Annotated in this window: 26 protein-coding genes; 11 read left to right on the top strand and 15 right to left on the bottom strand. The window is 73.6% G+C overall.

The window, feature by feature from the left end:
* Window positions 1-59: 59 nt before the first annotated feature.
* From ACIBSW_RS16035 to ACIBSW_RS16020, 4 genes are all read right to left on the bottom strand, one after another.
* Window positions 60-650, bottom strand: coding sequence for a dihydrofolate reductase family protein (locus ACIBSW_RS16035; protein WP_354721120.1), 591 nt, complete (start codon window positions 648-650; stop codon window positions 60-62).
* A gap of 39 nt (window positions 651-689) precedes the next feature.
* Complete coding sequence (locus tag ACIBSW_RS16030) at window positions 690-1349, bottom strand: hypothetical protein (RefSeq protein WP_354721122.1); 660 nt, start codon at window positions 1347-1349, stop codon at window positions 690-692.
* A 122-nt stretch (window positions 1350-1471) separates the two neighbouring features.
* Window positions 1472-2587, bottom strand: a complete 1116-nt coding sequence (locus ACIBSW_RS16025) for an SPFH domain-containing protein (protein ID WP_354721124.1) — start codon at window positions 2585-2587, stop codon at window positions 1472-1474.
* 35 nt (window positions 2588-2622) lie between these two features.
* Window positions 2623-3072, bottom strand: coding sequence for an NfeD family protein (locus ACIBSW_RS16020; protein ID WP_354721126.1), 450 nt, complete (start codon window positions 3070-3072; stop codon window positions 2623-2625).
* A gap of 119 nt (window positions 3073-3191) precedes the next feature.
* On the opposite strand from ACIBSW_RS16020, the gene ACIBSW_RS16015 reads away from it, so the two are divergent.
* Window positions 3192-4505, top strand: coding sequence for a serine hydrolase domain-containing protein (locus ACIBSW_RS16015; protein ID WP_354721128.1), 1314 nt, complete (start codon window positions 3192-3194; stop codon window positions 4503-4505).
* A 9-nt stretch (window positions 4506-4514) separates the two neighbouring features.
* On the opposite strand, the gene ACIBSW_RS16010 is transcribed toward ACIBSW_RS16015, so the two are convergent.
* Window positions 4515-5315 (bottom strand): DUF3097 domain-containing protein, encoded by an 801-nt coding sequence (locus ACIBSW_RS16010; protein ID WP_354721272.1) that lies wholly within the window; start codon window positions 5313-5315, stop codon window positions 4515-4517.
* Window positions 5316-5404: 89 nt separating this feature from the next.
* Between ACIBSW_RS16010 and ACIBSW_RS16005 the strand changes: the two genes are divergently transcribed.
* Window positions 5405-6187 (top strand): hypothetical protein, encoded by a 783-nt coding sequence (locus ACIBSW_RS16005; protein ID WP_354721130.1) that lies wholly within the window; start codon window positions 5405-5407, stop codon window positions 6185-6187.
* Complete coding sequence (locus tag ACIBSW_RS16000) at window positions 6180-6683, top strand: NUDIX domain-containing protein (protein WP_354721132.1); 504 nt, start codon at window positions 6180-6182, stop codon at window positions 6681-6683. The genes ACIBSW_RS16005 and ACIBSW_RS16000 overlap by 8 nt, the downstream gene beginning before the upstream one ends.
* 11 nt (window positions 6684-6694) lie before the next feature.
* On the opposite strand, the gene ACIBSW_RS15995 is transcribed toward ACIBSW_RS16000, so the two are convergent.
* From ACIBSW_RS15995 to ACIBSW_RS15970, 6 genes are read right to left on the bottom strand one after another with little or no spacing between them, the layout of a single operon-like run.
* Window positions 6695-7882 (bottom strand): methyl-accepting chemotaxis protein, encoded by a 1188-nt coding sequence (locus tag ACIBSW_RS15995; protein ID WP_354721134.1) that lies wholly within the window; start codon window positions 7880-7882, stop codon window positions 6695-6697.
* Between the two features lie 58 nt (window positions 7883-7940).
* Entirely contained in the window at window positions 7941-8435 is a 495-nt protein-coding gene (locus ACIBSW_RS15990) for an NUDIX domain-containing protein (protein ID WP_354721136.1), read from the bottom strand.
* A gap of 2 nt (window positions 8436-8437) precedes the next feature.
* Window positions 8438-9217: an HAD-IIA family hydrolase gene (locus ACIBSW_RS15985; protein WP_354721138.1), complete on the bottom strand. Its 780-nt coding sequence runs from the start codon at window positions 9215-9217 to the stop codon at window positions 8438-8440.
* Window positions 9214-10242 carry a ferrochelatase gene (locus ACIBSW_RS15980; protein WP_354721140.1) on the bottom strand — a complete coding sequence of 343 codons (1029 nt, stop codon included), beginning with the start codon at window positions 10240-10242 and terminating at the stop codon, window positions 9214-9216. Before ACIBSW_RS15980 ends, ACIBSW_RS15985 begins: the two co-directional genes overlap by 4 nt.
* 51 nt (window positions 10243-10293) lie before the next feature.
* Window positions 10294-11061, bottom strand: a complete 768-nt coding sequence (gene fabI, locus ACIBSW_RS15975; protein ID WP_184996353.1) for an enoyl-ACP reductase FabI — start codon at window positions 11059-11061, stop codon at window positions 10294-10296.
* A gap of 28 nt (window positions 11062-11089) precedes the next feature.
* Entirely contained in the window at window positions 11090-11794 is a 705-nt protein-coding gene (locus ACIBSW_RS15970; RefSeq protein WP_354721142.1) for a beta-ketoacyl-ACP reductase, read from the bottom strand.
* Window positions 11795-11945: 151 nt separating this feature from the next.
* Here ACIBSW_RS15970 and ACIBSW_RS15965 point away from each other — a divergent pair, with 151 nt between their 5' ends.
* From ACIBSW_RS15965 to ACIBSW_RS15950, 4 genes are all read left to right on the top strand, one after another.
* On the top strand, window positions 11946-13142 hold the full coding sequence (locus ACIBSW_RS15965) for a sensor histidine kinase (RefSeq protein WP_354721144.1): 1197 nt from the start codon (window positions 11946-11948) through the stop codon (window positions 13140-13142).
* Window positions 13139-13795 carry a response regulator transcription factor gene (locus tag ACIBSW_RS15960; protein ID WP_354721146.1) on the top strand — a complete coding sequence of 219 codons (657 nt, stop codon included), beginning with the start codon at window positions 13139-13141 and terminating at the stop codon, window positions 13793-13795. The genes ACIBSW_RS15965 and ACIBSW_RS15960 overlap by 4 nt, the downstream gene beginning before the upstream one ends.
* Before the next feature lie 74 nt (window positions 13796-13869).
* On the top strand, window positions 13870-14736 hold the full coding sequence (locus tag ACIBSW_RS15955) for an alpha/beta hydrolase (protein ID WP_354721147.1): 867 nt from the start codon (window positions 13870-13872) through the stop codon (window positions 14734-14736).
* The gene (locus ACIBSW_RS15950) at window positions 14733-15776 is read left to right on the top strand and encodes an acyltransferase family protein (protein WP_354721149.1); all 1044 of its coding nucleotides are present in this window, start codon (window positions 14733-14735) and stop codon (window positions 15774-15776) included. Before ACIBSW_RS15955 ends, ACIBSW_RS15950 begins: the two co-directional genes overlap by 4 nt.
* A gap of 369 nt (window positions 15777-16145) precedes the next feature.
* Here ACIBSW_RS15950 and ACIBSW_RS15945 read toward each other — a convergent pair whose 3' ends face one another.
* The 3 genes from ACIBSW_RS15945 to ACIBSW_RS15935 are packed head-to-tail and all read right to left on the bottom strand — an operon-like array spanning window position 16146 to window position 19256.
* Window positions 16146-17096 (bottom strand): VWA domain-containing protein, encoded by a 951-nt coding sequence (locus tag ACIBSW_RS15945; protein WP_354721151.1) that lies wholly within the window; start codon window positions 17094-17096, stop codon window positions 16146-16148.
* Window positions 17093-18097 carry a DUF58 domain-containing protein gene (locus tag ACIBSW_RS15940; protein ID WP_354721153.1) on the bottom strand — a complete coding sequence of 335 codons (1005 nt, stop codon included), beginning with the start codon at window positions 18095-18097 and terminating at the stop codon, window positions 17093-17095. The genes ACIBSW_RS15945 and ACIBSW_RS15940 overlap by 4 nt, the downstream gene beginning before the upstream one ends.
* 10 nt (window positions 18098-18107) lie before the next feature.
* A complete protein-coding gene (locus ACIBSW_RS15935) occupies window positions 18108-19256 on the bottom strand; it encodes a MoxR family ATPase (protein WP_354721155.1) in 1149 nt (382 codons plus the stop codon).
* 321 nt (window positions 19257-19577) lie between these two features.
* On the opposite strand from ACIBSW_RS15935, the gene ACIBSW_RS15930 reads away from it, so the two are divergent.
* Genes ACIBSW_RS15930 through ACIBSW_RS15915 form a run of 4 tightly spaced genes read left to right on the top strand, consistent with a single transcriptional unit; the run spans window position 19578 to window position 22202 of the window.
* Window positions 19578-19799: a hypothetical protein gene (locus ACIBSW_RS15930; RefSeq protein ID WP_354721157.1), complete on the top strand. Its 222-nt coding sequence runs from the start codon at window positions 19578-19580 to the stop codon at window positions 19797-19799.
* A 10-nt stretch (window positions 19800-19809) separates the two neighbouring features.
* Complete coding sequence (locus ACIBSW_RS15925; RefSeq protein WP_354721159.1) at window positions 19810-20334, top strand: PH domain-containing protein; 525 nt, start codon at window positions 19810-19812, stop codon at window positions 20332-20334.
* Window positions 20331-21800, top strand: a complete 1470-nt coding sequence (locus ACIBSW_RS15920; RefSeq protein WP_404799343.1) for a PH domain-containing protein — start codon at window positions 20331-20333, stop codon at window positions 21798-21800. The genes ACIBSW_RS15925 and ACIBSW_RS15920 overlap by 4 nt, the downstream gene beginning before the upstream one ends.
* A gap of 9 nt (window positions 21801-21809) precedes the next feature.
* The gene (locus tag ACIBSW_RS15915) at window positions 21810-22202 is read left to right on the top strand and encodes a thioesterase, FlK family (RefSeq protein ID WP_354721161.1); all 393 of its coding nucleotides are present in this window, start codon (window positions 21810-21812) and stop codon (window positions 22200-22202) included.
* Here the strand turns inward: ACIBSW_RS15915 and ACIBSW_RS15910 are convergent.
* The gene (locus ACIBSW_RS15910; protein ID WP_354721163.1) at window positions 22199-23137 is read right to left on the bottom strand and encodes a carbohydrate kinase; all 939 of its coding nucleotides are present in this window, start codon (window positions 23135-23137) and stop codon (window positions 22199-22201) included. The two genes, ACIBSW_RS15915 and ACIBSW_RS15910, sit on opposite strands and share 4 nt — an antisense overlap.
* Between the last annotated feature and the right edge of the window lie 61 nt (window positions 23138-23198).

The following is a 23198-nucleotide window of genomic DNA, read 5'->3' as shown; positions in this document are numbered from 1 at the left end:
CGAGCGGCGCGCTGCTAACAACTCATAGAGGCCTCCCCCACACTGCCCGGACAGTCGGCTCAGTCGACGCGGTAGGTCAGGTGGGTGGTGGTGCCGGAGGCGCGGACGTGGATCTGGCGTAGCGTGCGCGGGCTGGTCCCGGCGAGAAACAGTGGCGTGCCGCCGCCGAGCAGCACCGGTGACAGGTGCAGGCGCAGTTCGTCGAGCACGCCCGCCTCGAGCGCGCCGCGGATGACCGCGGCACCGCCCATCACCACGACATCCCGGTCGTCGGCCACCACGGTGGCCTTCTCCACCGCGCTGCGCACCCCGTCCACGACGAACGTCACCCGATCCGCGAGGCGGACCGTGTCGGGCGGCCGGCGGGTCACCACCAGGATGGGTGGCTTCGCGGCCAGCCCGGCGCCGTAGCCGACGTCGTCGTTCCAGCCGTGTGGGCCGTCGATGATGTCGAAGAGGCGGCGGCCCATGACGACCGCGCCGGTGGCGTCGGTCGTCGCGGCGAGTACGTCACGGTCGATCGGGTCGGGGCTGAAGGCCCAGGTGTGCAGGCCCTCGCCGCCGCGGCCGAGGCCGTGTTCCGGGTCGGGGTCCGGGCCGGTCACGTACCCGTCCAGGGACACCGAGATGTCGGCGACCACCTTCGTCATCTCGAGGTCAGTACCCAGGCGCGGCGCAAGCAATCCCGCTCAGGCCGGTGGGATGAGCCGCGATCCGGTCCAGGCCAGGCCCATGCCGGCGGCGAGCAGGAGCAGGGCGCCGACGGTCGGCAGCGGGCGGACCGCGTACGAGCCGGCGCCGATCGAGATCGCGGCGAGCATCAGCAGGACGCCGTCGGCCGGGTTGACCAGCTTGGAGCGGAACACCGCCCAGCCCAGCAGCAGCCAGCCGACGCCGGCGATGGCCGCGGCCGCCAGGGAGGCGGCGTGCACCTGTGCGGCGCTCAGGCCGGAGCCGGCCGGGCCGACGCCCTCGGGCAGGGCGGCGAGCGGGAGCATCAGCATGAAGCCGGCCATGCCGACGAGCAGGCCGACGAGCGCGGAGCGGCGGGTGCGGGAGCCGGAGAGCAGCCCGGCGAGGCCGATCATCGCGACCGCGCAGAGCCAGCCCGCGACGAGCTGGACCAGCAGGGTGCCGGGTGGGCCGGCCACGCCGAGCGTGGTCCAGCCGTAGAGCACGGCGCCGAGCGGCAGCGCCCACAGGGAGATCCGGGCGTACCGGCGTACGGACCAGATCCAGACGGCCTCGCGGACCGGCAGGTATTCGGCGGTGGTCTGTGCACCGCCGACCCAGGCCGGCGCCACGCGCAGCGGGCGTCCGCTGGCCGTCTGATGTTGACCGATGCTCATTCCGTCGCCTCACGCCAAGCGGCAGTGGACCCCGGTCGGAATCCTCGGTCAGCATGGCAAAACCCCGCGCAGTGCGCGGGGTTTTGCGGCATTCGCAACGATCTTGCACCTACTGGGGGAGGTCAGGCGCGCTCGGGTTCCCCCGAACCGTGGTAGTCGGCGCTGCCGAGCGCCGCGGACGGCGGCACCGCCTCCGGCGCGGGCAGGCCCCGGGGTCCCCTGTCTCCGGACACCTGCGCCTCGGCGGCGCGTACCTGGGCGTCGACGGCGGCGGCCTCCTTCGCCGCGGCCTCGGCCGCCGCGGCGGCCTCGCGCTCGACGGCGCCGGCGTCGACCGTCGACGAGGGCAGGTCGCCGACCATGTTGGCCAGTCCGCCGAGCGCGCCGCCGACGCCCTCAAGGGCCTTGGTGAGTTCGGTCGGCACGATCCAGACCTTGTTGGCCGAGCCGTTGGCGATCTGCGGCAGCGCCTGCAGGTACTGGTAGGCCAGGACCTTCTGGCTCGGGTTGGCCTCGTGGATGGCGTTGAACACCGTCCGGATGGCCTTGGCCTGGCCCTCGGCGGTGAGGATCCGGGCCTGCCGGTCACCGTCGGCGCGCAGCACCGCGGACTGCTTGTCGCCCTCGGCGGTGAGGATCTGGGACTGCTTGACGCCCTCGGCGGTGAGGATCGCGGCGCGGCGGTCACGCTCGGCGCGCATCTGCTTCTCCATGGAGTCGCGGATGCTCGGCGGCGGCTCGATCGCCTTGATCTCGACGCGGGTGACCTTGACGCCCCAGCGGCCGGTGGTCTCGTCGAGCACGCCGGACAGGTGCCGGTTGATCTCCTCGCGGCTGGTCAGCGCGCGCTCCAGGTCGAGCGAGCCGATGACGTTACGCAGGGTGGTGACGGTCAGCTGCTCAATGGCCTGCAGGAAGTTCGCGATCTCGTACGTGGCGCGCACCGGGTCGACGACCTTGAAGTAGAGCACCGTGTCGATCGAGACCACGAGGTTGTCGGAGGTGATGACGGGCTGCGGCGGGAAGCTGACCACGTTCTCGCGCATGTCCACCTTGGTGCGTACCGTGTCGATGAACGGCACCAGCAGGTTGAGCCCGGGCGACAGCGTGCGCTTGTACTTGCCCAGGCGCTCCACCACGTCGTGCCGCTGCTGCGGGACGATCCGGACCGACCTGAGCAAAGTGATCACCGCGAACAGCGCGATCACGAAGACGAGCACACCGATTGCGACTTCCATGGCGTCTCTTTTCTTTCTCTATGCGATTTGGTGATTCAGAGATTGGGCAGGTCGTCGCGCCACACGATCGCGGTGGCGCCCTTGACCTTGATGACCCGGACCCGGTCGCCGGGCGCGTACGTCTCCGCGCCGTCGAAGGAGCGCGCGGTCCAGAGCTCACCGTCGATCTTCACGAGCCCGTGGTCGGAGGTCACTTCCTCGAGCACGGTCGCCTGGGATCCCTCGATCGCCTCGATGCCGAACGGCGTCTCGCCGGTCTCGGCGGCGGACCGCTGGTGCCGCATGATGATCGGCCGGACGGCGAAGACGGAGAGGCCGGAGACGAGGGCGAAGACTATGGCCTGCAGCAGCAGCGGGGCGCCGAGCGCCGCCGCGCCGGCCGCCGCGAGGGCGCCGACGGCGAAGAAAATGATCAGAAAGGTCGCGGTGAAGGCCTCCGCGACCGCGAGGGCGACGGCGAGCACGATCCAGAGGACGCTTTCCACCCCCTGATCGTGACACGTCCACGCTCGTGAGGCGACGTCGCGTCACGTCGGGTTGCCACGTAGCCAGATCGGTGTCGTTCAGTTAAGAAGTAGTACCCGCATCCGAGAAAGGCTCACCCGTGTCCCTGCTGCCGGAGACCGGCCGACGCGTCACCGAGATCGCCGCCCGCGCGCAGTCCGCGGGCCGCGCGCCGTCCCTGGCGCTGGCGATCGTCCGCGACCGGTCGCTGCTGCATTTCACCGGCGCGGGTGAGACGCCGCCGCCGGACCCGAAGACCCAGTACCGGATCGGCTCGATCACCAAGACGATGACCGCGACCATGATCATGCAGCTGCGCGACGAGGGCGGACTCGCCCTCGACGACCCGCTGAGCCGGCATCTGCCGGACACCCCGGTCGGCGGGCTCACGGTGCGGCAGCTGCTCGGGCACGTCTCCGGGCTGCAGCGCGAGCCGGACGGGCCGTGGTGGGAGCGCAACACCGGCGGCGACGTGGACAAGCTCCTCGCCGAGCTGACCTACGACAAGATCGCCGCGCCGCCGTACCGGACCTACCACTACTCCAACCTCGCGTACGGGTTGCTGGGTGCGGTGCTGCGGCGGGTGACCGGCGAGCCGTGGGCGCAGCTGCTCGCCAAGCGGGTGCTGGACCCGCTGGGCATGCGGCGGACCACCTACCTGCCGGTCGAGCCGTTCGCCCGCGGCTACGTGGTGCACGCGCTCGACGGCGGCCTGCACGAGGAGCCGCGGCTGGACGCGGGCGCGATGGCCTCCGCCGGGCAGCTCTGGTCGACGGTCACCGACATGGCGAAGTGGGCGGCGTTCCTGGCCGACCCGGCGCCGGCGATGCTGCGCCGCGCGACCGTCGACGAGATGTGCACGCCGGTGGCGATCAAGGACGACGCCTGGACCGGCGGGCACGGCCTCGGCCCGGAGCTGATGCGCGTCGGCGAGCGGATCTACGTCGGGCACGGCGGCTCGATGCCCGGCTACGTCTCGGTGGTCGCGGTGCACCGGCCCAGCCGCACCGGCGTGGTCGCGTTCGCCAACTCCTACGATCTGCGCGGCACCACCATCCGGGCGGTCGGCCTCGAGGCGCTCACCGCGGTCCTGGACGCCGAGCCGCCCGCGCCCCCGCCGTGGCGCCCGGCGCCGGCACCGCAGGGCGAGGCGGCCGAGCTGTGCGGGCGCTGGTGGTGGATGGGCGGCGAGTTCGAGGTCGCCGCCGACGGCGCGGACCTGGTGATGAGCCCGGTCGGCCTCACCGGGCGGGCGCCGTGGCGCTTCGTCCGCGAGGCGCGGGACCGCTGGCGCGGCGTTTCGGGCACCAACGCCGGCGAGGTGCTGGTCGCGGCGCGCGGCCCGGGCGGCGAGGTCACCCAGCTCGACATCGCCACGTTCGTCTTCGGCCGCGACCCGATGCACCTCGCCTGAGCGGGGCGCTCAGCTCGGCTCGGTGACGAAGTCGATCAGCCGCTCCATCGCGTTGATCAACGGCGTCTCGACGTCCTTGTAGCTGCTCACGCCGCTCAGCACGCGGCGCCACATCTCGTACGGTTCGGCGACACCCACGGCGCGGCAGACGCCCTCCTTCCATGGCTGACCGGGCGGGATCACCGGCCACGCCCTGAGCCCCACCCGCTCCGGTTTCACCGCCTGCCACACGTCTACGTACGGGTGCCCGGTGACCAGCACGTTCGGGTCATTGACCGCGGCGACGATCCGGCTCTCCTTGGAGCCCGCGACCAGGTGGTCGACCAGCACGCCGACCCGGCGCCCACGGGCCGGCTGGAACTCCCGCAGGGCTCCGGCGAGGTCGTCGATGCCGTTCAGCGGCTCCACGACGACGCCCTCGATGCGCAGGTCGTCGCCCCAGATCCGCTCGACCAGGGCCGCGTCGTGCACGCCCTCGACCCAGATCCGGCTGGCCTTGGCGACCTGTGCGCGTACCCCCGCGACCGCGACCGACCCGGACGCGGTCCGTTGCCGCGCGGGCTCCGGCCGGGCGACCGGCCGGCGCAGCGTGACCACCTCGCCGTCGAGCAGGAACGCGGCCGGCTCGAGCGGGAAGTTGCGGCGCCGGCCGTGCCGGTCCTCCAGCACCACCGCGCCCAGCTCGAAGCCGACGACCGCGCCGCAGAAGCCCGAATCGGCGTCCTCGACCACCAGATCGCGCTCGGCGTCCACCTCGGGCGTCACCCTGCGGCGCCGCCAGTTCCCCGCCAACACGTCCTCCCCATACATGACGGGCACGTTAACTCCTCCGCGCGGACACGCCGGTTGCGACGCTCCGACCGAGACAAGCTCGGCAGACGGCACGTACCCTTGCTCGCATGTCCCCCGCAGCAGATGCGGCGACACTCACGGCGCGCCGGTCCACCCGGTTCGTGACGTGGGTACGCGCCTGGCGGGCCGGCCTCGTCCCGTTCGACGAGCTGGCCGACGAGATCGCCGGCGACGAGGAGCACCTCGTCGCCGATGCACCCGGCACGTGGACCGACGTGCCGCTGGGGCAGGCGCTGCCCGCGTTCGCCAAGCTGCACCCCGACGACATCCGGCTGGTCCTGCCCGCGCCCGGCGACCCGCGCGGCCTGCCCGGCCCCGGCGAGCTGACCGGCGCGGCGATGCTGGCCGGCGAGGCGATGGTGACCCCGTCGTTCGGGATCGTGCCCGAGCTGCGCCGGCACACCTCCGGTTCGGGCGTCGAGTTCGAGACGGTGCTGTGGCGCTTCTATCCGGTACCGGAGTTCCGGCCGGGCTTCCAGATGGGCTCGGCCGAGGCGGAGAGCGAGTTGACCGCGGCGCTCGCCGAGGCGACCAACCGGCTGACCCGCCTGGACGTCGCGCACTGGCGTCCCGAGCTGGCCGGCGCCCTGCAGGCGCTGCGCCGCCCGGAGAGCACCGCGACGCTGCCGCCGGGCTTCGACCCGCGCTCGCGGCGGCTGTTCGCCCGGGCCAGCATCCTCGACCAGGTGCTGGCGCTCGCCGAGCACAGCGCGCCCGGCGGCGCGGTCAACGGCTACGAGGCGGAGCAGCGCGACGCGGCGCTGCGGCCGCTGACCAGGGCCTGCCGGCAGGCCCTGGTCGCCGCCTGTAACGCGCCGCTGCATGCGTGACAGATACCTGCACTGCACGTTCTGCGGTGCGCGCTTCGGGACGGGGCAGGAGTGGCCGCGGCGGTGCGGCGCCTGCGGCGAGACGAGCTACCTGAACCCCAAGCCGGTCGCCGTCGCGGTCCAGCCGGTCGGCGGCGGCCTGCTGGTGGTGCGCCGGGGCATCCCGCCGGCCGAGCGGGCGCTGGCCCTGCCGGGCGGCTACATCGAGGTCGGCGAGACCTGGGAGCAGGCCGCGGCCCGCGAGCTGGGCGAGGAGACCGGCCTCGCCGCGGATCCCGACGCGGCGAGGCTGTACGACACGATCAGCGCCCCGGACGGGACGCTGCTCGTCTTCGGGCTTTTCCCGGCGTTGTCCTCAGCGGACGAACTGCCGCCGCACCGGGAGAACGCCGAGACCCTCGAGCTGGTGGTCCTGCACGTGCCCGAGCCGCTGGGCTTCGAGCTGCACACCCGGGTCGCGAACCGCTACTTCGCGCAGGTCGCCGCCGGGATGTAGGACCTGGCCGGTCAGGACTTGAAGACCGCCGCGAGGCCGTGCAGGCGGGCCGCCGTACCGGTGAGGTCGTCGACCGCCCGGTGGGTCTCCTCCGCCGCGCCGCGGACCTCGTCCGCGGCCGCGCTGACCGCCCCGATCGCCAGGCTGATCTGCTCGGCGCCCGCGCTGACCAGGCCCGCGCCGTCGACCATCGTGCCGGTGGTCGCGGTCTGCTCCTCGACCGCCGCGGCGATGGTCACCTGGTGCGCGGCGATCTGGCCGATGATGTCGGAGAAGCCGCCGACCGCGTCGACGGTCTCGCTGGTGTCGTGCTGGATGCCCTCGATGCGCCGGGCGATCTCCTCGGTCGCCGTCGCGGTCGCCTGCGCCAGCTCCTTCACCTCGCCGGCCACGATGGCGAAGCCGCGCCCGGCCTCGCCCGCCCGGGCCGCCTCGATGGTCGCGTTGAGCGCCAGCAGGTTGGTCTGCGCGGCGATCGCGTTGATGGTGCGCAGCACCTCGTTGATCTCCTGGCTGGAGTCCTGCAGCCGGGTCACGTTGCCGCTCGCCCGGGAGACGCCGGTGACCGCGTCGTCGGTCATCCGGGAGACGTCCGAGGTGTTCGCGCTGATCTCGGTGATCGCGTGACGCATCTGCTGGGTGCCCTCGGCGATCGCACCGACCTCTTCGCTGGTGCGGGCCGCCGAACGGGCGACGGTCTCCAGCTCCCCGGCGGTGGCGTCCGCGGCCGCGGTCATCGTGCCGCTGGCCCGCTGCAGGCTGCCGGCCGAGCTGGTGACCTCGTCGACGGCGCGGCGGATGCCGGCGACGGTCTCCTGGAAGCGGCCCATCATCGTGTTGAAGGCGACGGCCATCTGCCCGAGCTCGTCCTTGCCGACGACGATCATGCGCGGGCTCAGGTCGCCCGCGGCCGCCCTCTTGATGACGGCGACGTTCAGGCGGAGCACCCGGACGATGCTGAACCAGACCGACATCTGCAGGATCACCCCGATCGGCGCGATGATCAGCGGCGTCCAGAGCGCTATCGAGGACAGCCGCTCCAGCTCGGCGCGGCCGTCGGAACCGGCGGGCAGCCCCTCGGCGACCGAGCCGGTCACCGACGAGGTGAACAGGCCCAGGCCGATGCCGAAGCCGACGAAGCAGATCAGGGCGAGAGCGGTCCGGGCCTTCAGCGGCAACCGGTCAAGCAGCGCGAACATGGGTCCTCCTGGGGGATCACCAGGTGAGATCGGCCACGGTCGCGCCGAGTTAAGGGACTCAGTCCAAGGCGAATGTGCCGTTTGTCTCGAAGGCGGCCAGGTCCGCCAGGCCCCGCCTCACCAGCCGGCCCGTCCCCTCGGGCAGTTCGTCCGGGGCGAACCAGCCGGCGTCGACGCTCTCGTCGGTCACCCGGACCACCGAACCTGCGTACGAGTCGACCCGGCACACCAGGGCGATGTACTGATACACGTGCCCGTAGGTGTTCGGGTACCAGTCCTTGGCCCGGGTGTACAGCCCGAACGGCGTCACCGAGTGCGCGATCAGGCCGCACTCCTCCCGGACCTCCCGGGCGGCACAGTCGCGCAGCGTCTCGCCCAGCTCCATCGTGCCGCCGGGCAGCGCCCAGGTGCGGTCGTCGGAGCGCTGGATCAGCAGGATCCGGCCGTCGCCGTCGCGCACCAGGCTGTGCGCGCCGACCGAGATCAGCACCCGGTCGTCCCCGGCCAGCTTGCGCAGCCCGCCGATGTAAGAATCTTCCCAGCTCAGACCCATGATCAGATCTCGGAGATGAGGTCTGCGACGCTGTCGACGATGCGGGACGGGCGGTACGGGTAGCGCTCGCTCTCCGCGCGCGTGCTGATGCCGGTCAGCACCAGGATCGTCTCCAGGCCCGCCTCCAGCCCGCAGAGCACGTCGGTGTCCATCCGGTCGCCGATCATCGCGGTGCTCTCGCTGTGGCCGCCGATGACGTTCAGCGCCGAGCGCATCATCATCGGGTTCGGCTTGCCGACGAAGTACGGCTCGACGCCGGTCGCCTTCGAGATCATCGCGGCGACGGAGCCGGCGGCCGGCAGCGCGCCCTCGTTGGAGGGGCCGGTCGGGTCCGGGTTGGTGCAGATGAAGCGGGCGCCGTCGTTGATCAGGCGGACCGCCTTGGTGATCGCCTCGAAGCTGTAGGTCCGGGTCTCGCCGAGCACCACGTAGTCCGGCGCGTAGTCGGTCAGCACGTAGCCGACGGCGTGCATCGCGGTGGTGAGGCCGGCCTCGCCGATCACGTAGGCCGTGCCGCCGGGCCGCTGGCCGGCCAGGAACTGCGCCGTGGCCAGCGCGGCCGTCCAGATCGACTGCTCCGGCACGTCGAAGCCCATCCGGCTCAGCCGGGCCTGCAGGTCGCGCGGCGTGTAGATCGAGTTGTTCGTGAGGATGAGGAACGGCTTGCCCGACTTCTTCATCTGGTTGACGAACTCGGGCGCACCGGGCACCGGCACGCCCTCGTGGACGAGCACCCCGTCCATGTCGGTGAGCCAGGTCTCGATGGCCTTGCGCTCGGTCATTTCGCTCCTCGGCGTTGCGGGGCGGGGCAGCAGTCGGCCGCGCACTGGTCCCAGACCGGCAGCGTACCGAGCCGCCGGCGGGGCGACGCGGTGATCCGCTCCTGGACGAGCTCGCGGATCATCGTGACGAAGCGCGGGTCGGTGCCGGGCGTCGCCGCGCGGGCGTAGCCGAGCCCGAGCCGATCGGCAGTGTCGCGGGCCTCGTTGTCGAGGTCCCAGATCACCTCGAGGTGATCGGAGACGAAACCGATCGGGCTGACCACCACGTCGGTGACGCCCTTGGCCGCCAGCGCGGTCAGGTGGTCGTTGACGTCGGGCTCCAGCCACGGCACCTGGGGCGGGCCGGAGCGGCTCTGCCAGACCAGGTCCCAGGGCAGGTCGGCCGCGGCCTCGGCGTGCACCAGGGCGGCGGTCTCGTGCAGCTGCGCCTCGTAGCGGCCGCCGTCGGGTCCGGCGGTGGCGGCCATCGAGGAGGGGATGGAGTGCGCGGTGAAGACGATCCGGGTGCTCGGGCGGCGCCCGGGGTCCAGGGTCGCCAGCGCCGAGCGGACCGCGTCGGCGTGCGGCGCCACGAAGCCGGGGTGGTCGTGGAACTGGCGCAGCTTGGTCACCGCGGGCGCGCGCGGGCCGACCTTGGCGCGGGCCTGCGCGATGTCCTCCCAGTACTGCCGGCACGACGAGTAGCCGCCGTACGCGCTGGTCGCGAAGCCGAGCGCGGACGTGACGCCGTCGTCGCGCATCCGCGCCAGGGTGTCGGCCAGCATCGGCGTCCAGTTGCGGTTGCCCCAGTACGCGGGCAGGCCGACGCCGTGCGAGGCGAAGTCGGCCCGCACCGCGGCGAGCAGGTCCCGGCACTGCTGGTTGATCGGGGACACCCCGCCGAAGTGCCGGTAGTGCTCGGCGACCTCGGCGAGCCGTTCCTCGGGGATGCCCCGGCCGCGCGTCACGTTGCGCAGGAACGGCAGCACGTCCTCGGGGCCCTCCGGGCCGCCGAACGAGAGCAGGAGAAACGCGTCGTACGCCACCGGCCCATCCTGCACCGCGCGGGCCGGCGGCACCCACTCACCCCGCCCGGGTCAGGCTCCCAGCGCGTGATACCCGCCGTCGACGTGCACGATCTCCCCGCTGGTCGCCGGGAACCAGTCGGACAGCAGCGCGCAGACCGCCCGCGCGGCCGGCTCCTGGTCGGTCAGGTCCCAGCCCAGCGGCGCGCGCTGCGCCCAGGCCTCCTCGAACTGCTCGAAGCCCGGGATCGACTTGGCCGCCATGGTGCGCAGCGGGCCCGCCGACACCAGGTTGCTCCGGATGCCCTGCGCGCCGAGGTGCAGCGCCAGGTACCGCGACGCCGACTCGAGGCCCGCCTTCGCGACGCCCATCCAGTCGTAGACCGGCCAGGCCTTGGTCGCGTCGAACGTCAGGCCGACGATGCTGCCGCCCTTGCCCATCAGCGGCAGGCAGGCGGTCGCGAGCGACTTGTAGGAGTACGTCGACACCTGCAGCGCGGTGGCGACGTCCTCCCACTGGGCGTTGAGGAACTCGCCGCCGAGCACGCTCTGCGGGCCGAACGCGATCGAGTGCACGACGCCGTCGAGGCCGTCCACGTGCTCGCGGACCTTGTCGGCGAGCCCGGCCAGGTGCTCCGGGTTGGTCGCGTCCAGCTCGATCACGGGCGCCGGCGCGGGCAGCCGCTTGGCGATCCGCTCGACCAGGGACATCCGGCCGAAGCCGGTCAGCACGACCGTCGCGCCGTTCTCCTGCGCGAGCTTGGCCACCGAGAACGCGATCGAGGCGTCGGTGATGATGCCGGTGATGAGCAGCCGCTTGCCGGCGAGCAGTCCAGACACTTTCTTATCTCCGTTTCGCAGTGGCGGGTCAGTGACCCATGCCGAGGCCGCCGTCGACCGGTACGACCGCGCCCGAGATGTACGCCGCGCCGTCGCCCGCCAGGAACATCACGGCCTGCGCGACCTCGTCGGGGGCCGCGAGCCGTCCGGCCGGGATCGCGTTGAGGATCTCCGCCTTGCGGGTGTCGCTCAGCACGTCGGTCATCTCAGTGTCGATAAAGCCCGGTGCGACCACGTTCGCGGTGATGTTACGGCTGCCCAGCTCCCGGGTGATCGAGCGGGCCATGCCCACCAGCCCGGCCTTGCTCGCCGCGTAGTTCACCTGGCCGGGGCCGCCGTAGAGGCCGACGACCGAGGAGATGAAGATGATCCGGCCCCACTTGGCGCGCAGCATCTTGCTGCTGGCCCGCTTGGCGACCCGGAACGAGCCCGTCAGGTTGGTGTCCAGCACCCGGGTGAACTGCTCCTCCGACATCCGCAGCAGCAGCGTGTCGTCGGTGATGCCGGCGTTGGCGACGAGCACCTCGACCGGGCCCAGCTCCTTCTCGACCGTGGTGAACGCCGCGTCGACGGCGGCGGAGTCGGTGATGTCACACTCCACACCGAACAACCCGTCGGGGGCACCGCTGCCGCGGTGCGTGACGGCGACCCGGTCGCCCTGCTTGGCGAACGCCTGCGCGATGGCCAGGCCGATGCCGCGGTTGCCTCCGGTCACCAACACGGTGCGGGCCACGCGTACTCCTTCGTTCGTGGAAGTCGGACGGCTCGAACACTAGGTGTTACCTGCGGGTAGGAGGAACTCGACCCGGCTCATACCCGGGTACGGCCTGGAGATCATCCCTGGGGTGCACGACGGGCCGTCACTTCGGACGTAACCTGCCGGGATGGACGTCGTCGGCCCCCTGCGCCGGGTGCTGGCCGGCCCGGACCACCCGCCCACCGCGGCACCGACCCCCCGCAAGTCCATGATCCGGTCGTATCTCGTGCCGCTCGGCCTGCTCGCGCTGCTCGGACTGGGTTGGGCGAACGCTCAGTACTGGCTCGACAACCGGCCGGTGAGCGGGCTGGTCGCCGGCCTGCTCTCGGCCTGGTCCGTGCTGCCGGTCGTGGTGGCGTTCCGCCGGCCGCTGCTGGCCTGGCGGATCGCGTACCCGCTGCTGTTCCTGGGCACCCTCGGCACGACCGCCAAGGAGCCCTGGCCGTGGTCGACGGTCCAGATCCTCGGCTTCCTGTTCGTGTTCGCGGCATTGGCCGTGCGCGAGGACCCGGGCGTCATCGGCATCGTCACGGCGCTGAACATCGTGCCGGTCTTCGTGTTCGCGCCGCGCGCGAACGCCTGGGGCGTCGCGGTGCTGCTCGTCGCGATCGCGCTCGCCGGCGACCTGGTGTCCCGGCGGCGGCGCAGCCGGCTGGCGCTGGCCGAGCAGTCCGAGCGCACCGAGCTGGAGAAGGCCCGCCGCGCGGTGCTCGAGGAGCGCGCCCGGATCGCCCGCGAGATGCACGACGTGGTGGCGCACCACATGTCGATGATCGCGGTGCAGGCCGAGACCGCGCCGTACCGGGTCACCGGCATGTCGCCGCCGGCCCTCGCCGAGTTCGCCACCATCGCGTCCGGCGCCCGCGAGGCGCTGGCCGACATGCGGCGGCTGCTCGGCGTGCTGCGCGCCGAGACCGACGAGTCGCCGCGGGCGCCGCAGCCGGGGCTCGCCGACGTGGCGGCGCTGGTCGAGACCGCGCGGCGGGCCGGCGTCACGGTCAGCCTCGACTGCGACGCCGTCGCGGACCTGCCGGAGGCGGTCGGGCTGGCCGCGTACCGGATCGTGCAGGAGGCCCTGGCGAACGCGGCCCGGCACGCGCCGGGCGGCCCGGTGTGGGTCGTGGTCCGCGCCGACCCGGGGGCGCTGCGCGTCGAGGTGGGCAACGGGCCCGGCTCCCCCGCGCCGGCCGCCGACGGGCCGGGGCACGGACTGATCGGGATGCGGGAGCGCGCCGCGCTGCTCGGCGGCGCGCTCGAGGCCGGGCCGGCGCCGGACGGCGGTTACCGCGTCGAGGCACGACTTCCACTCACGGAGGACTTGTGATCCGGGTACTGATCGCGGACGACCAGGCCATGGTCCGGCAGGGCTTCGGCGCGCTGCTCGCGGCGCAGCCGGACCTGCTCGTGGTCGGCGACGCGAGCGACGGCGCGGAGGCGGTCGCGGCGGCACGCCGGCTCGACCCGGACGTCGTACTGATGGACGTCCGGATGCCGGTGATGGACGGCCTGGAGGCGACCCGCCGGCTGATGACGCCCGGGTCGAGCGTCAAGGTGCTGATCCTGACGACCTTCGACCTCGACGACTACGTCTACGAGGCGCTGCGCGCGGGCGCGAGCGGCTTCCTGCTCAAGGACGCGCCGGCGGCGGACCTGGTGCGGGCGGTCCGGGTCGTGGCCGGCGGCGAGGCGCTGCTCGCGCCGTCGGTGACCCGGCGCCTGATCGCCGAGTTCGCGGCGCGCCCGCGCACACAGCGGCCCCGGCCGACGGCGCTGGCGGCCCTGACGCCCCGGGAGACCGACGTGCTGCGGCTGATCGCCCGGGGCCGGTCCAACCAGGAGATAGCGGCGGAGCTGGTGGTCGCCGAGCAGACCGTGAAGACCCACGTCGGCCGCATCCTGGCGAAGCTGGGCCTGCGCGACCGGGCGCAGGTCGTCGTGTTCGCGTACGAGTCGGGTCTGGTGGCCGCGGGCGAGTAGCACCGGGGTACGGCCCCGCGGTGAGCACCCGGGGTTGACGACCGGGTGCCGGCCGCGGCCGCACGGTCGTCGGCATGCGAATCTCCCCGGCCCTGCTGGCCCTGACCGTCGCCCTCCCGCTCGCCTCCGCGCCGCCGGCGCAGCGGCCGCCCGTGCCCGCGCTCTCCCGGTCGGCCGCGTTCGCGGCGATGGTCTCCGCGGGCGAGCCGTACGCCTCCTGGGCCCGGACCGGGCGGCGGTTCCTGGCCTTCGACCCGCGCGGCGACGGCATCGGCGTCGAGGTCGTCGGCGATCTCGAGACCGCCGACCGGATCGCGGTGCTGGTGCCCGGCGTCGACACCCGCCTGCGGGACTTCGACCGCGGGCTGGGCGGCGTGGCCCGCCGGGCACCCGCGGTGCAGGCCCGCGCGCTGCGCGACCGGCTCCGCGCCGCCGCGCCGGGCACCCGGGTCGCGGTCGTGGCGTGGCTCGGCTACGACCCGCCGGAGGGGCTGTCCCTGGACGTCGCCCGCGACCTGCGCGCCCGCTCGGGCGCGGCGGCGCTGACCGCGTTCGTCCGGGCGCTGCCCGCGCGGGCCGAGGTGACCCTGATCGGGCACAGCTACGGCGCGCTGGTCGTCGGCCTGGCCGCGCCGCGGCTGCCGCGGGTGGCGGACGTCGTGGCGCTGGGCGCGCCCGGCATGGGCGCGGACACGGCGGCCGGGCTCGGCGGCGCCCGGGTGTGGTCGGCGCTGGCCGGCGACGACTGGATCCGGCGGGTGCCGCAGCTGCGCCTGCTGCGGCTGGGCCACGGGCGGCGCCCGTCCGCGCCGGCCTTCGGCGCCCGCGAGCTGCCGGTCGCGGGCGTCGCCGGGCACGACGGATACCTGTGCCCGGGCACCGCGACCCTGGACGCGGTCGCGTCGATCGTCCTCGGTCGAACGACGGTGGACGCGGCGTGACGCGCGACCGGACCGTCGACGCGGTACGGGCCTTCGCGGTGGCCGGGGTGGTCTGCGGCCACTGGCTCGTCACCGGCCTGGTGCCCGGACCGGACGGGCTCGGCACCGCCAGCCCGCTCGCGGCCATGCCCGCCGGCGCGCCCCTGACCTGGTTGCTGCAGACCCTCGGCCTGTTCTTCTTCGCGGGCGGCTTCGCGGCGGCCCGCTCACGGGACGCGGGCCGGCCGCGGCCGGCGCTGCGCCGCCACGCCCCGCCGGTGCTCGGGCTGCTCGCCGGCTGGGCGCTCGCGCTGCTGCTCGCCGCCGCGCTCGGCGCGCCCGCCGCGACCCTGCGCACGATCGCCACCCTGGTGGTCAGCCCGCTCTGGTTCCTGCTCCCGTACCTGGCGCTGTCCGCCGGCACCGGCCTGCTGCGCCGGTTTCTCGCCCGGGTCGGCCCGGCCGCGGTGCTCGCGCCGGTCGCCGTGGTCGCGGCAACCGACGCGGGCCTGCTGCCGGGCCCGGTCGCCGTGCTCGCGGCCTGGTCGGTGCCCTGGCTGCTCGGCATCCTCGTGGCCGGCCACACCGGCCGGGGTGACGCCCTCGGGTACGGCGGCGCGGCCCTCGCGTGCGTGGGTGCGGCCGCCATGGTCGCCCTGATCGGGCTCGGCCACTACCCCGCCAGCGCGGTCGGCGTACCGGGTGCGGGCCGGTCCAATCTCTCCCCGCCGTCGCTGCTGGCCGTCGCGCTCGCCGTCACCCAGGCGGGGGTGTTCCTGCTGCTGCGCGCGCCGCTCGCCCGGCTGCTGCGCCGCGACCGGGCCTGGCGTCCGGTCGCGGCGCTGAACCGCGCCGCCGTCGGTGTCTACCTCGGCCACCAGAGCGTCCTGCTCGCCGTCGCCGGGGCAGCCGCGCTGGTCGACCCCGCGATGCCCGGCCTGCTGACCGCGCCGGCCGGGCCCGGGTGGGTCGCCGCCCGGCTGCTCTGGCTGCCCGTCCTCGCCGCCGTCCTCGCCGCCGCAACGGGTGTGCGACACCCCCGGAGGACCCTGATGCATTAAGTGGGCCTTAAGAGGTACGCTCTTGGACGGTTCCAGAGCCCGGACTACTGACGGAGGTGATCGCTGTGCGAGATAGCGATCCTCCTAGTCGTGGCCGGGCCGCTCGTCAGCCGCTCTGACCTCGACAGCTGACGCAGACCCACCCCGCTCCTGCCTGCCGTTCCGTGGCTTCGACGCGATCGAGACCCGGCCGGTGTCGTGCGCCGCGACGGAGCTGGGGTCCCGGCCGCGACGCTTCCTGTGCGCACTTTCCCATCGGTCTCCACCGGAAAGTCACAGCCATGAGCAAGTTCGTCGCACCGCTGAGCTTCACCCTCGCCGCCGCCTGGGTGGTCGTCATCTTCGTCCTGGTGCACAGCGCGCCGTAGATCACGGCAGCCGGGACGTCCACAGCAGACTCATCGCCCCCGCGACCAGGCCCATCAGAAGCGCCACCCCGGCGTACCACTGGGTCACCTCGCGGGGCTGCACCCGATGGCCGATCGAGCTGCCCATGTCCTCGTAGACCTGCTTGAGCTCGGACACCGAGGCCGCCTCGTAGAAGTAGCCGTCGGTCTTCTCCGCCAGCTGCTGCAGCGACAGCCGGTCCACCGGGACCCGCTGCAGCTGGCCGCGGATGTCCACCACGCCCGAGTCGGTGCCGAACGCGATCGTCGACACCGGCACGTTCGCCGCGTCCGCCGCCGCGGCCGCGTCCTCGATCGAGCGGCCCGAGGTCCGGTAGCCGTCGGAGAGCAGCACGATGCGGGCCGGCGGCGCGCCGTCCGCGCCGTCCGCCGGCACCGAACGGATCGCGTCCAGCGAGGTGAAGACCGCCTCGCCGGTCGCGGTCGCCTCGGCCAGGGTCAGCCCGTCGATGCCCGCGATCACCGACGCGCGGTCCTTGGTCGGCGACACCAGCACGTTCGCCGACTTCGCGAACGACACCAGGCCCAGGTTGTAGGTCGGGGGCAGCTCCTGCACGAACGCCTTGGCCGCCTCCTGCGCCGCCTCGATGCGGTTCGGCCGCACGTCGTCGGCCTCCATCGACAGCGAGACGTCGATCGCCAGCATCACCGTCGCGCGCTCGAGCGGTTCCTCGCGGTCTATCGACGGGCGGGCCATCGCCAGGGCCAGCGCCAGCAGGCTCAGCAGGAACGCGCCCGCCGCCGCGTGGCGGCGCCAGCCGAGGCCCTTGGGCGCCAGCGTGCGGAGCAGGTCGACGTTGGTGAACTTCATCGCGTACGTGCGCCGGCGGAACTGGCGCCAGCCGTATGCGGCCGCGACGAGCACGACGGGAAGCACGGCGAGCAGCCACCACGGCTGCAGGAAACGAATCATCGGGTGGTCCCCCGGGTCCGGGCGTGTCGTTGGGCGGCCACGAAGCGGACGATGTCCAGCAGCCAATCGGTATCGGTGCGCAGCCTCAGGTGTGCCGCGCCGGCGGCGCGCAGCGCCCGGGCGATCTCGCCGCGCTGGTTGCTCGCCGCCTGCGCGTACCGGGCCCGCAGCCCCGGGTCGGCCGTCTGCACCTCGTGCAGCACGCCGGTCTCCGGGTCGGCGAGGGTCAGCACGCCGACGTCGGGCAGCTCGAGCTCCCGCGGGTCGACGATCTCGATCGCCAGCACGTCGTGCCGGACGCCCAGCTTGCGCACCGGCCGGGACCAGCCCTCGACCGGCGCCAGGAAGTCCGAGATGACCACGGCGACGCCCCGGCGGCGCGGCGGCCGGTTCAGCATGTCGATCAGCTCGCCCAGGTCGGTGCGCCCGGGCCTGATCCGGGTACGGGCGATGGCGCGCAGCAGTCCCTGCGCCTCCTTGCGCCCGGGCCGGGCCGGCATCCGCACCGTCGACGGCGACTCCGGCTCCCGCGGTGCCGCCGGGCGGCGCCGCCGCAACAGGCCGCCCGGCTCGCGGGCCACCACGCCCGAGCCGGTGCCGACCACGGCGCCGATCCGGTTGCCGCCGCGCACGGTCAGGTGCGCCATCGCCGTCGCCGCCGCCAACGCCAGGTCGCGCTTGAGCATCGCGGCCGTGCCGAAGTCGAGGCTCGCCGACAGGTCGACCGCCATCCACGTCTCCAGCTCGCGGTCGGCGACCGTGCGCCGCACGTGCGGCAGCGTGGTCCGCGCGGTGACCGGCCAGTCCATCCGCCGCACGTCGTCGCCGGGGCGGTACTCCCGGCTCTCGCCGGCCTCGCTGCCCGGGCCGGGCAGCAGCCCCACGTAGTCGCCCTGCAGCAGACCGTCCAGCTTGCGGGTCACCAGCAGCTGCAGCCGCGACAGCACCGCCTCGGCGCGGGTCGCGTCCGCCTCGGTCCGGGGCAGGTCGGCGGTGGTCACGGTCGGACCGTCACTGCTGCCCCGGCCAGGCGGGCTGCGGCTGGGGGAACGGCGGCTGGGCGTCGAACGCGGGTACCCCGCTGGCCGGCGCCGGCACGCCGGAGACCTGGTGGCCGTTCGGCGACGCGCCCTGCCGGGAGGCGACCGACGGCATCGGCACGTTGCCCATGATCCGCGCGACGATGTGATCGGCCGGGATGTCGTCGGCGAGCGCGTCGTAGCTGAGCACCAGCCGGTGCCGCAGGATGTCCGGCGCGATGTCCTGCACGTCCTGCGGCAGCGCGTAGTCGCGGCCGCGCAGCAGGGCCAGGGCCCGGGTGGCGCGGACGATGCCGAGCGAGGCGCGCGGGCTGGCGCCGTACTGGATCAGCTGGGCGACGTCCGCCATGCCGTGCTGCGCCGGCGCCCGGGTGGCGAGCACCAGCCGGACCGTGTAGTCGACCAGGGCGTTGTGCACGAAGACCTGGTCGGCGCGGCGCTGCAGGGCGAGCAGGTCCTCGGAGGTGAAGATCTGTTTCGGCTCCGGCGGGCTGACGCCCATCCGGTAGACGATCTCGCGCTCCTCGGCGTCCGTCGGGTAGCCGACCAGGATCTTCATCAGGAAGCGGTCGCGCTGCGCCTCGGGCAGCGGGTAGACGCCCTCCTGCTCGATCGGGTTCTGCGTCGCCATGACCAGGAACGGGTCCGGCACCGAGTGCGACTCGCCGCCGATCGACACCTGGTGCTCGGCCATGACCTCGAGCAGCGCCGACTGCACCTTCGCCGGCGCGCGGTTGATCTCGTCGGCGAGCAGGAAGTTGACGAACACCGGGCCGAGCTCGACGTCGAACTTCTCGCTCGACTGGCGGTAGATCCGGGTGCCGACGATGTCGGCGGGCACCAGGTCGGGGGTGAACTGGATCCGGGAGAACGAGCCGCCGACGACCCGGGCCAGCGTCTCGACCGCGAGGGTCTTCGCGACGCCGGGAACGCCCTCGAGCAGGCAGTGGCCGCGGGCCAGCAGCGCGACGAACATCCGCTCGATCATCCGGTCCTGGCCGACGATCACCCGCTTGACCTCGAACATGGCGCGTTCGAGCTGCGTGGCGTCCTGCGCGGGCGGCACCGGGGTGCCCGGATCGGCGCTGGTCGTGCCCTCGGGCGTGGTCGGCTCGGCCACCGGTCCTCCATCGAGATTTCGCGTGTCGTCCGTCGCCGGCACGGGTGCCGACGCTCAAGACTTACACGACCACGCTTGGAGGCGGCTGGCAGAGCCGCATTAGATCGAACCTTTTTCCCCGTGGCCCGGTCGCCGGCCCCCTGGCCAGGTTCACCGGAGAAGTCGATCTTTCTGCGCGATGCGCTCGAACGGGCACCCTGGCGGGTAGACGGAATCCCAGATCCGCCGTGTAACATTCAGCGCGTCGCCGGGCGACTTCCCCCGTGGTCGCCCGGCGCTCAACTCCCCTCCGATCCACCGTCCGCCGGATAGTGTTTCGGGGTGGTCGAGGAATTTCTTCCCGAGTGTTCCGCCAAGGGCTGCCGTGCGCCCGCGGTGTGGGTCCTGCGCTGGAACAATCCCAGCCTGCACGAGCCGCTGCACCGCAAGACCTGGCTGGCCTGCGACGATCATCGGGCGCATCTCAGCGATTTCCTCAACGCCCGCGGCTTCCTGCGCGAGGTGACCGAATTCAGGGCGCCGCCGGACGACAGCACCCCATAGGCTTTCTGCTGTGACCGAGCCCAGCGCCCCGGCGCCCGCACCGCACACCGACCCGCTTGAGCCGTGGCCCGAGACGGTCACCTGGCGGCCGGTCTCGCGCAGTCTGATCACTGTGGAGTTGATCAATCGCGCGCTCTGGGTCGTGATCGTGCTGGCCGGCCTCGCCGTCGGCTGGCTGCTCACCGACCACCGGGCCTGGCCGGCGGCCATGGCGGCGGTCCTGCTCCTCGCGGCCTGGCGCTCGGTCGTGACGGTCCGGGCCGTCAAGGCCTGGGGGTACGCCGAGCGCGACAACGACCTGCTGGTCCGCCACGGCCTGGTGATCCGCCGCCTCTCGATCGTCCCGTACGCGCGCATGCAGTTCGTCGACGTCACCGCGGGCCCGCTGGAGCGGGCGTTCAAGCTGGCGACGGTCCAGCTGCACACGGCGGCGGCGGCCAGCGACGCGCGGATTCCGGGCCTGGCGCCGGAGGAGGCGTCCCGGCTGCGCGACCGGCTCACCGCGCTGGGCGAGGACCGGGCCGAGGGCCTGTGACCGCCGACGCGCGCCCCCAGCCGGATCCGCACCGCGATCTGACCACGCCACCGGAGACCGACCCGCCCGCGACGCCGGGCGACGAGCCGCGGCGGCGGCTGCATCCGCTGAGCCCGCTGCTCAACGGGGCCAAGTCCATCGCCGTCATCGTCGCCGCGCTCAGCTGGCAGACGCTGTCCGAGGTCGGCGTCGGCCGGTTCGCCGTGGTGGTCACGGTGATCGCCGTCGGCGTGGTGATCTTCTCGGTGGTCGGCTGGCTCAACACCGGCTACCACGTCGTCGGCCGGGAGCTGCGGATCGCCGAGGGGCTGATCTGGCGGCGCAACCGGGCCATCCCGCTCGACCGGCTGCAGGCCGTCGAGCTGCGGCGGCCGCTGCTCGCCCAGCTCACCGGCCTCGCCGAGCTCCGGCTCGAGGTGGTCGGCGGCGGCAAGACCGAGGCGCCGCTGGCGTACCTGACCGTGCGGGAGGCGGCCGCGCTGCGGGAGCGGCTGCTCGCGCTCGCCGGGCGTACCCCCGGCGCGGCCGGCCGGGCCGTCCACGAGCCGGCGGCCGGCCCACCCGCGCTCGAGCGTCCGCTGCTGCGGGTCGACAACCGGGACCTGCTGATCAGCCAGCTGCTCACCCCGCAGGCCCTGCTGCTCCCGCTCGGCGTGGCCTTCGTCGCGACCCAGTTCGTGCTGGAACACTCGTGGACCTTCATCGGCATCGCCAGCACGGTCACCGCGATGGCGGGCGTGCTGCTGCAGCCGATCCGCCGGGTGCTGCAGGACTGGGACTTCCGGCTCGCCCGCGACCCGGACGGCCGGCTCGCCGTGCGCCACGGGCTGCTGGAGACCCGCAGCCAGATCGTCCCGCTGAACCGGGTGCAGTCCATCGGCGTCACCTGGCCGCTGTTCTGGCGGGCGAAGGGCTGGCTGCACATGCGGCTGGACATCGCCGGCTACGCGGGGCCGCAGTCGGGCAACGACAAGCACTCCGACCGGCTGTTGCCCGTCGGCGCCCTCGCGACCGCCCGCGAGCTGGCCTGGGAGGTGCTGCCCGGCGTCGACCTGGCCGCCCTGGTCACCACCCCGCCGCCGGCCCGCGCGCGCTGGCTGAACCCGATCGCGCTGAACTCGATGGGCGCGGCGCTGACCGACGAGGTCTTCGTGTCCCGCTCCGGCCTGCTGACCCGCGAGGTGACCATCGTCCCGTACGCGCGGCTGCAGAGCGTGCGGGTGATCCAGGGGCCGCTGCAGCGGCGGCTCGGGCTGGCCACGGTCTACGGCGACACCGCCGGCGGCCGCTCCGGGGTGGCCCGGGACCGCGACGTCGCCGAGGCGTGGTGGCTCGCCGAGCAGCTGTCGATCCGGGCCCGGCACGCCCGCGGCCCGGCGCCGCGGCCGGCGGACCCGGTGGCGGAGGCGGTGGCGGACCCGGCGCCGGAGGATGACTCTTTCTGGCGCGGGCCCGAGCGGTCTTAAGCTGTGCGCATGGAGCTTCCGGAGTTCTCGCCTGGTCTCAGTGCCCAGGTCGAGCTGACCGTCACCGACGCCGACACCGCGCAGGCGCTCGGCTCGGGTGACGTGCCCGTGCTCGGTACGCCCCGGGTGCTCGCGCTCGCCGAGGCCGCCACGGTCGCCGCCACCGCCCGGAAGCTGCCGGGCGGGGTGACCACCGTCGGCACCCGCGCCGAGGTCGAGCACCGCGCGCCGACCCCGCTCGGGCGCCGGGTCACCGCCCTGGCGACGCTGACCAAGGTCGACGGCCGCAAGCTGCTCTTCGAGGTCGCGGTCCGCGACGGCGAGGAGCTGGTCGCCGAGGTACGCGTCGAGCGCGTGCTGCTCGACCGCCAGCGCTTCATCGCCAAGGCGCTCGGCGGCTAGATCAGCGCGCCCCAACGGGCGGTGAGCTCCTCGTTGGTCGGCATCGCCACGGCGCCGCCCGGGCGCTCGCACACCAGGCCGGCCACGGCCAGCGCGAAGCGCACGTGGCGCCGCCAGCCCTCCAGGTCCGCCGGCACGCCGTCGGCCAGCAGGCGCCGGACCAGGGCGGCCATCACGGAGTCGCCGGCGCCGGTCGCGTCGACGGCGGCCACCGCCGGCGCGGGCAGCATCGAGGCGCCCTCCGCCGTCGCCACGTAGGCGCCCTTCGAGCCGCAGGTCACCACGACCGCCCGCGCGCCGACCTTGAGGATGTGTTCCGCCGCGCTCGCCGGGGTCGCGCCGTCCCACAGCACCTCGGCGTCGGCCGAGCTGAGCTTCACCAGGTCCGCCGTCGCGAAGAACCCCTCGACCAGGTCGCGCAGTTCGGTCACCGCGGCGGCGTCGGGCAGCAGCTTCGGGCGCACGTTCGGATCGAACACCCGCACCGGCCCCGGCACGGCCCAGGCCTTGCGGGCCGCGGCCCGGAACGGCTCGCGCATCAGGCAGATCGACCCGGTGTACACGACGCCGGCGCCCGCGACCACCGCTTCGTCGACGTCCTCGGGGCGCAGCAGCGCGTAGGACGGCGGCTCGCCGTAGAACTGGAACGTCGGCTCGGCGCCGTCGAACGTGGTCACCGCGAGCGTGGTCGGCACGCCGACCCGCGTGAGGCCGTCGGTGCCGAGGCCGGACTGCCGCAGGAACGCCGCGATCCGGTCGCCGAGGGTGTCGTTGCCGAGCGAGCCGAGGTACCGCACGTCGCCGCCGAGCCGGGTGACGCCGACCGCGACGTTCAGCGGCGCGCCGCCGATCGCCTGCCGGTAGATCAGCTCGCCGTCGTGCCCGGTCTCCAGGAGATCGACGAGCGCCTCCCCGAGCACCACCGCGTAGCCCATCCCGATCCCCAATCGCGCCGTGTCAGTGTCGCCTGTCAGCCTCGCGCCCGCGGCTCGAGAA

The sequence above is a fragment of the Actinoplanes sp. NPDC049668 genome, from assembly GCF_044465445.1.
Classification (GTDB): Bacteria; Actinomycetota; Actinomycetes; order Mycobacteriales; family Micromonosporaceae; genus Actinoplanes.
The sequence above is the reverse complement of the archived record's forward strand: the minus strand, read 5'-3'. Positions and strand labels throughout refer to the sequence as shown.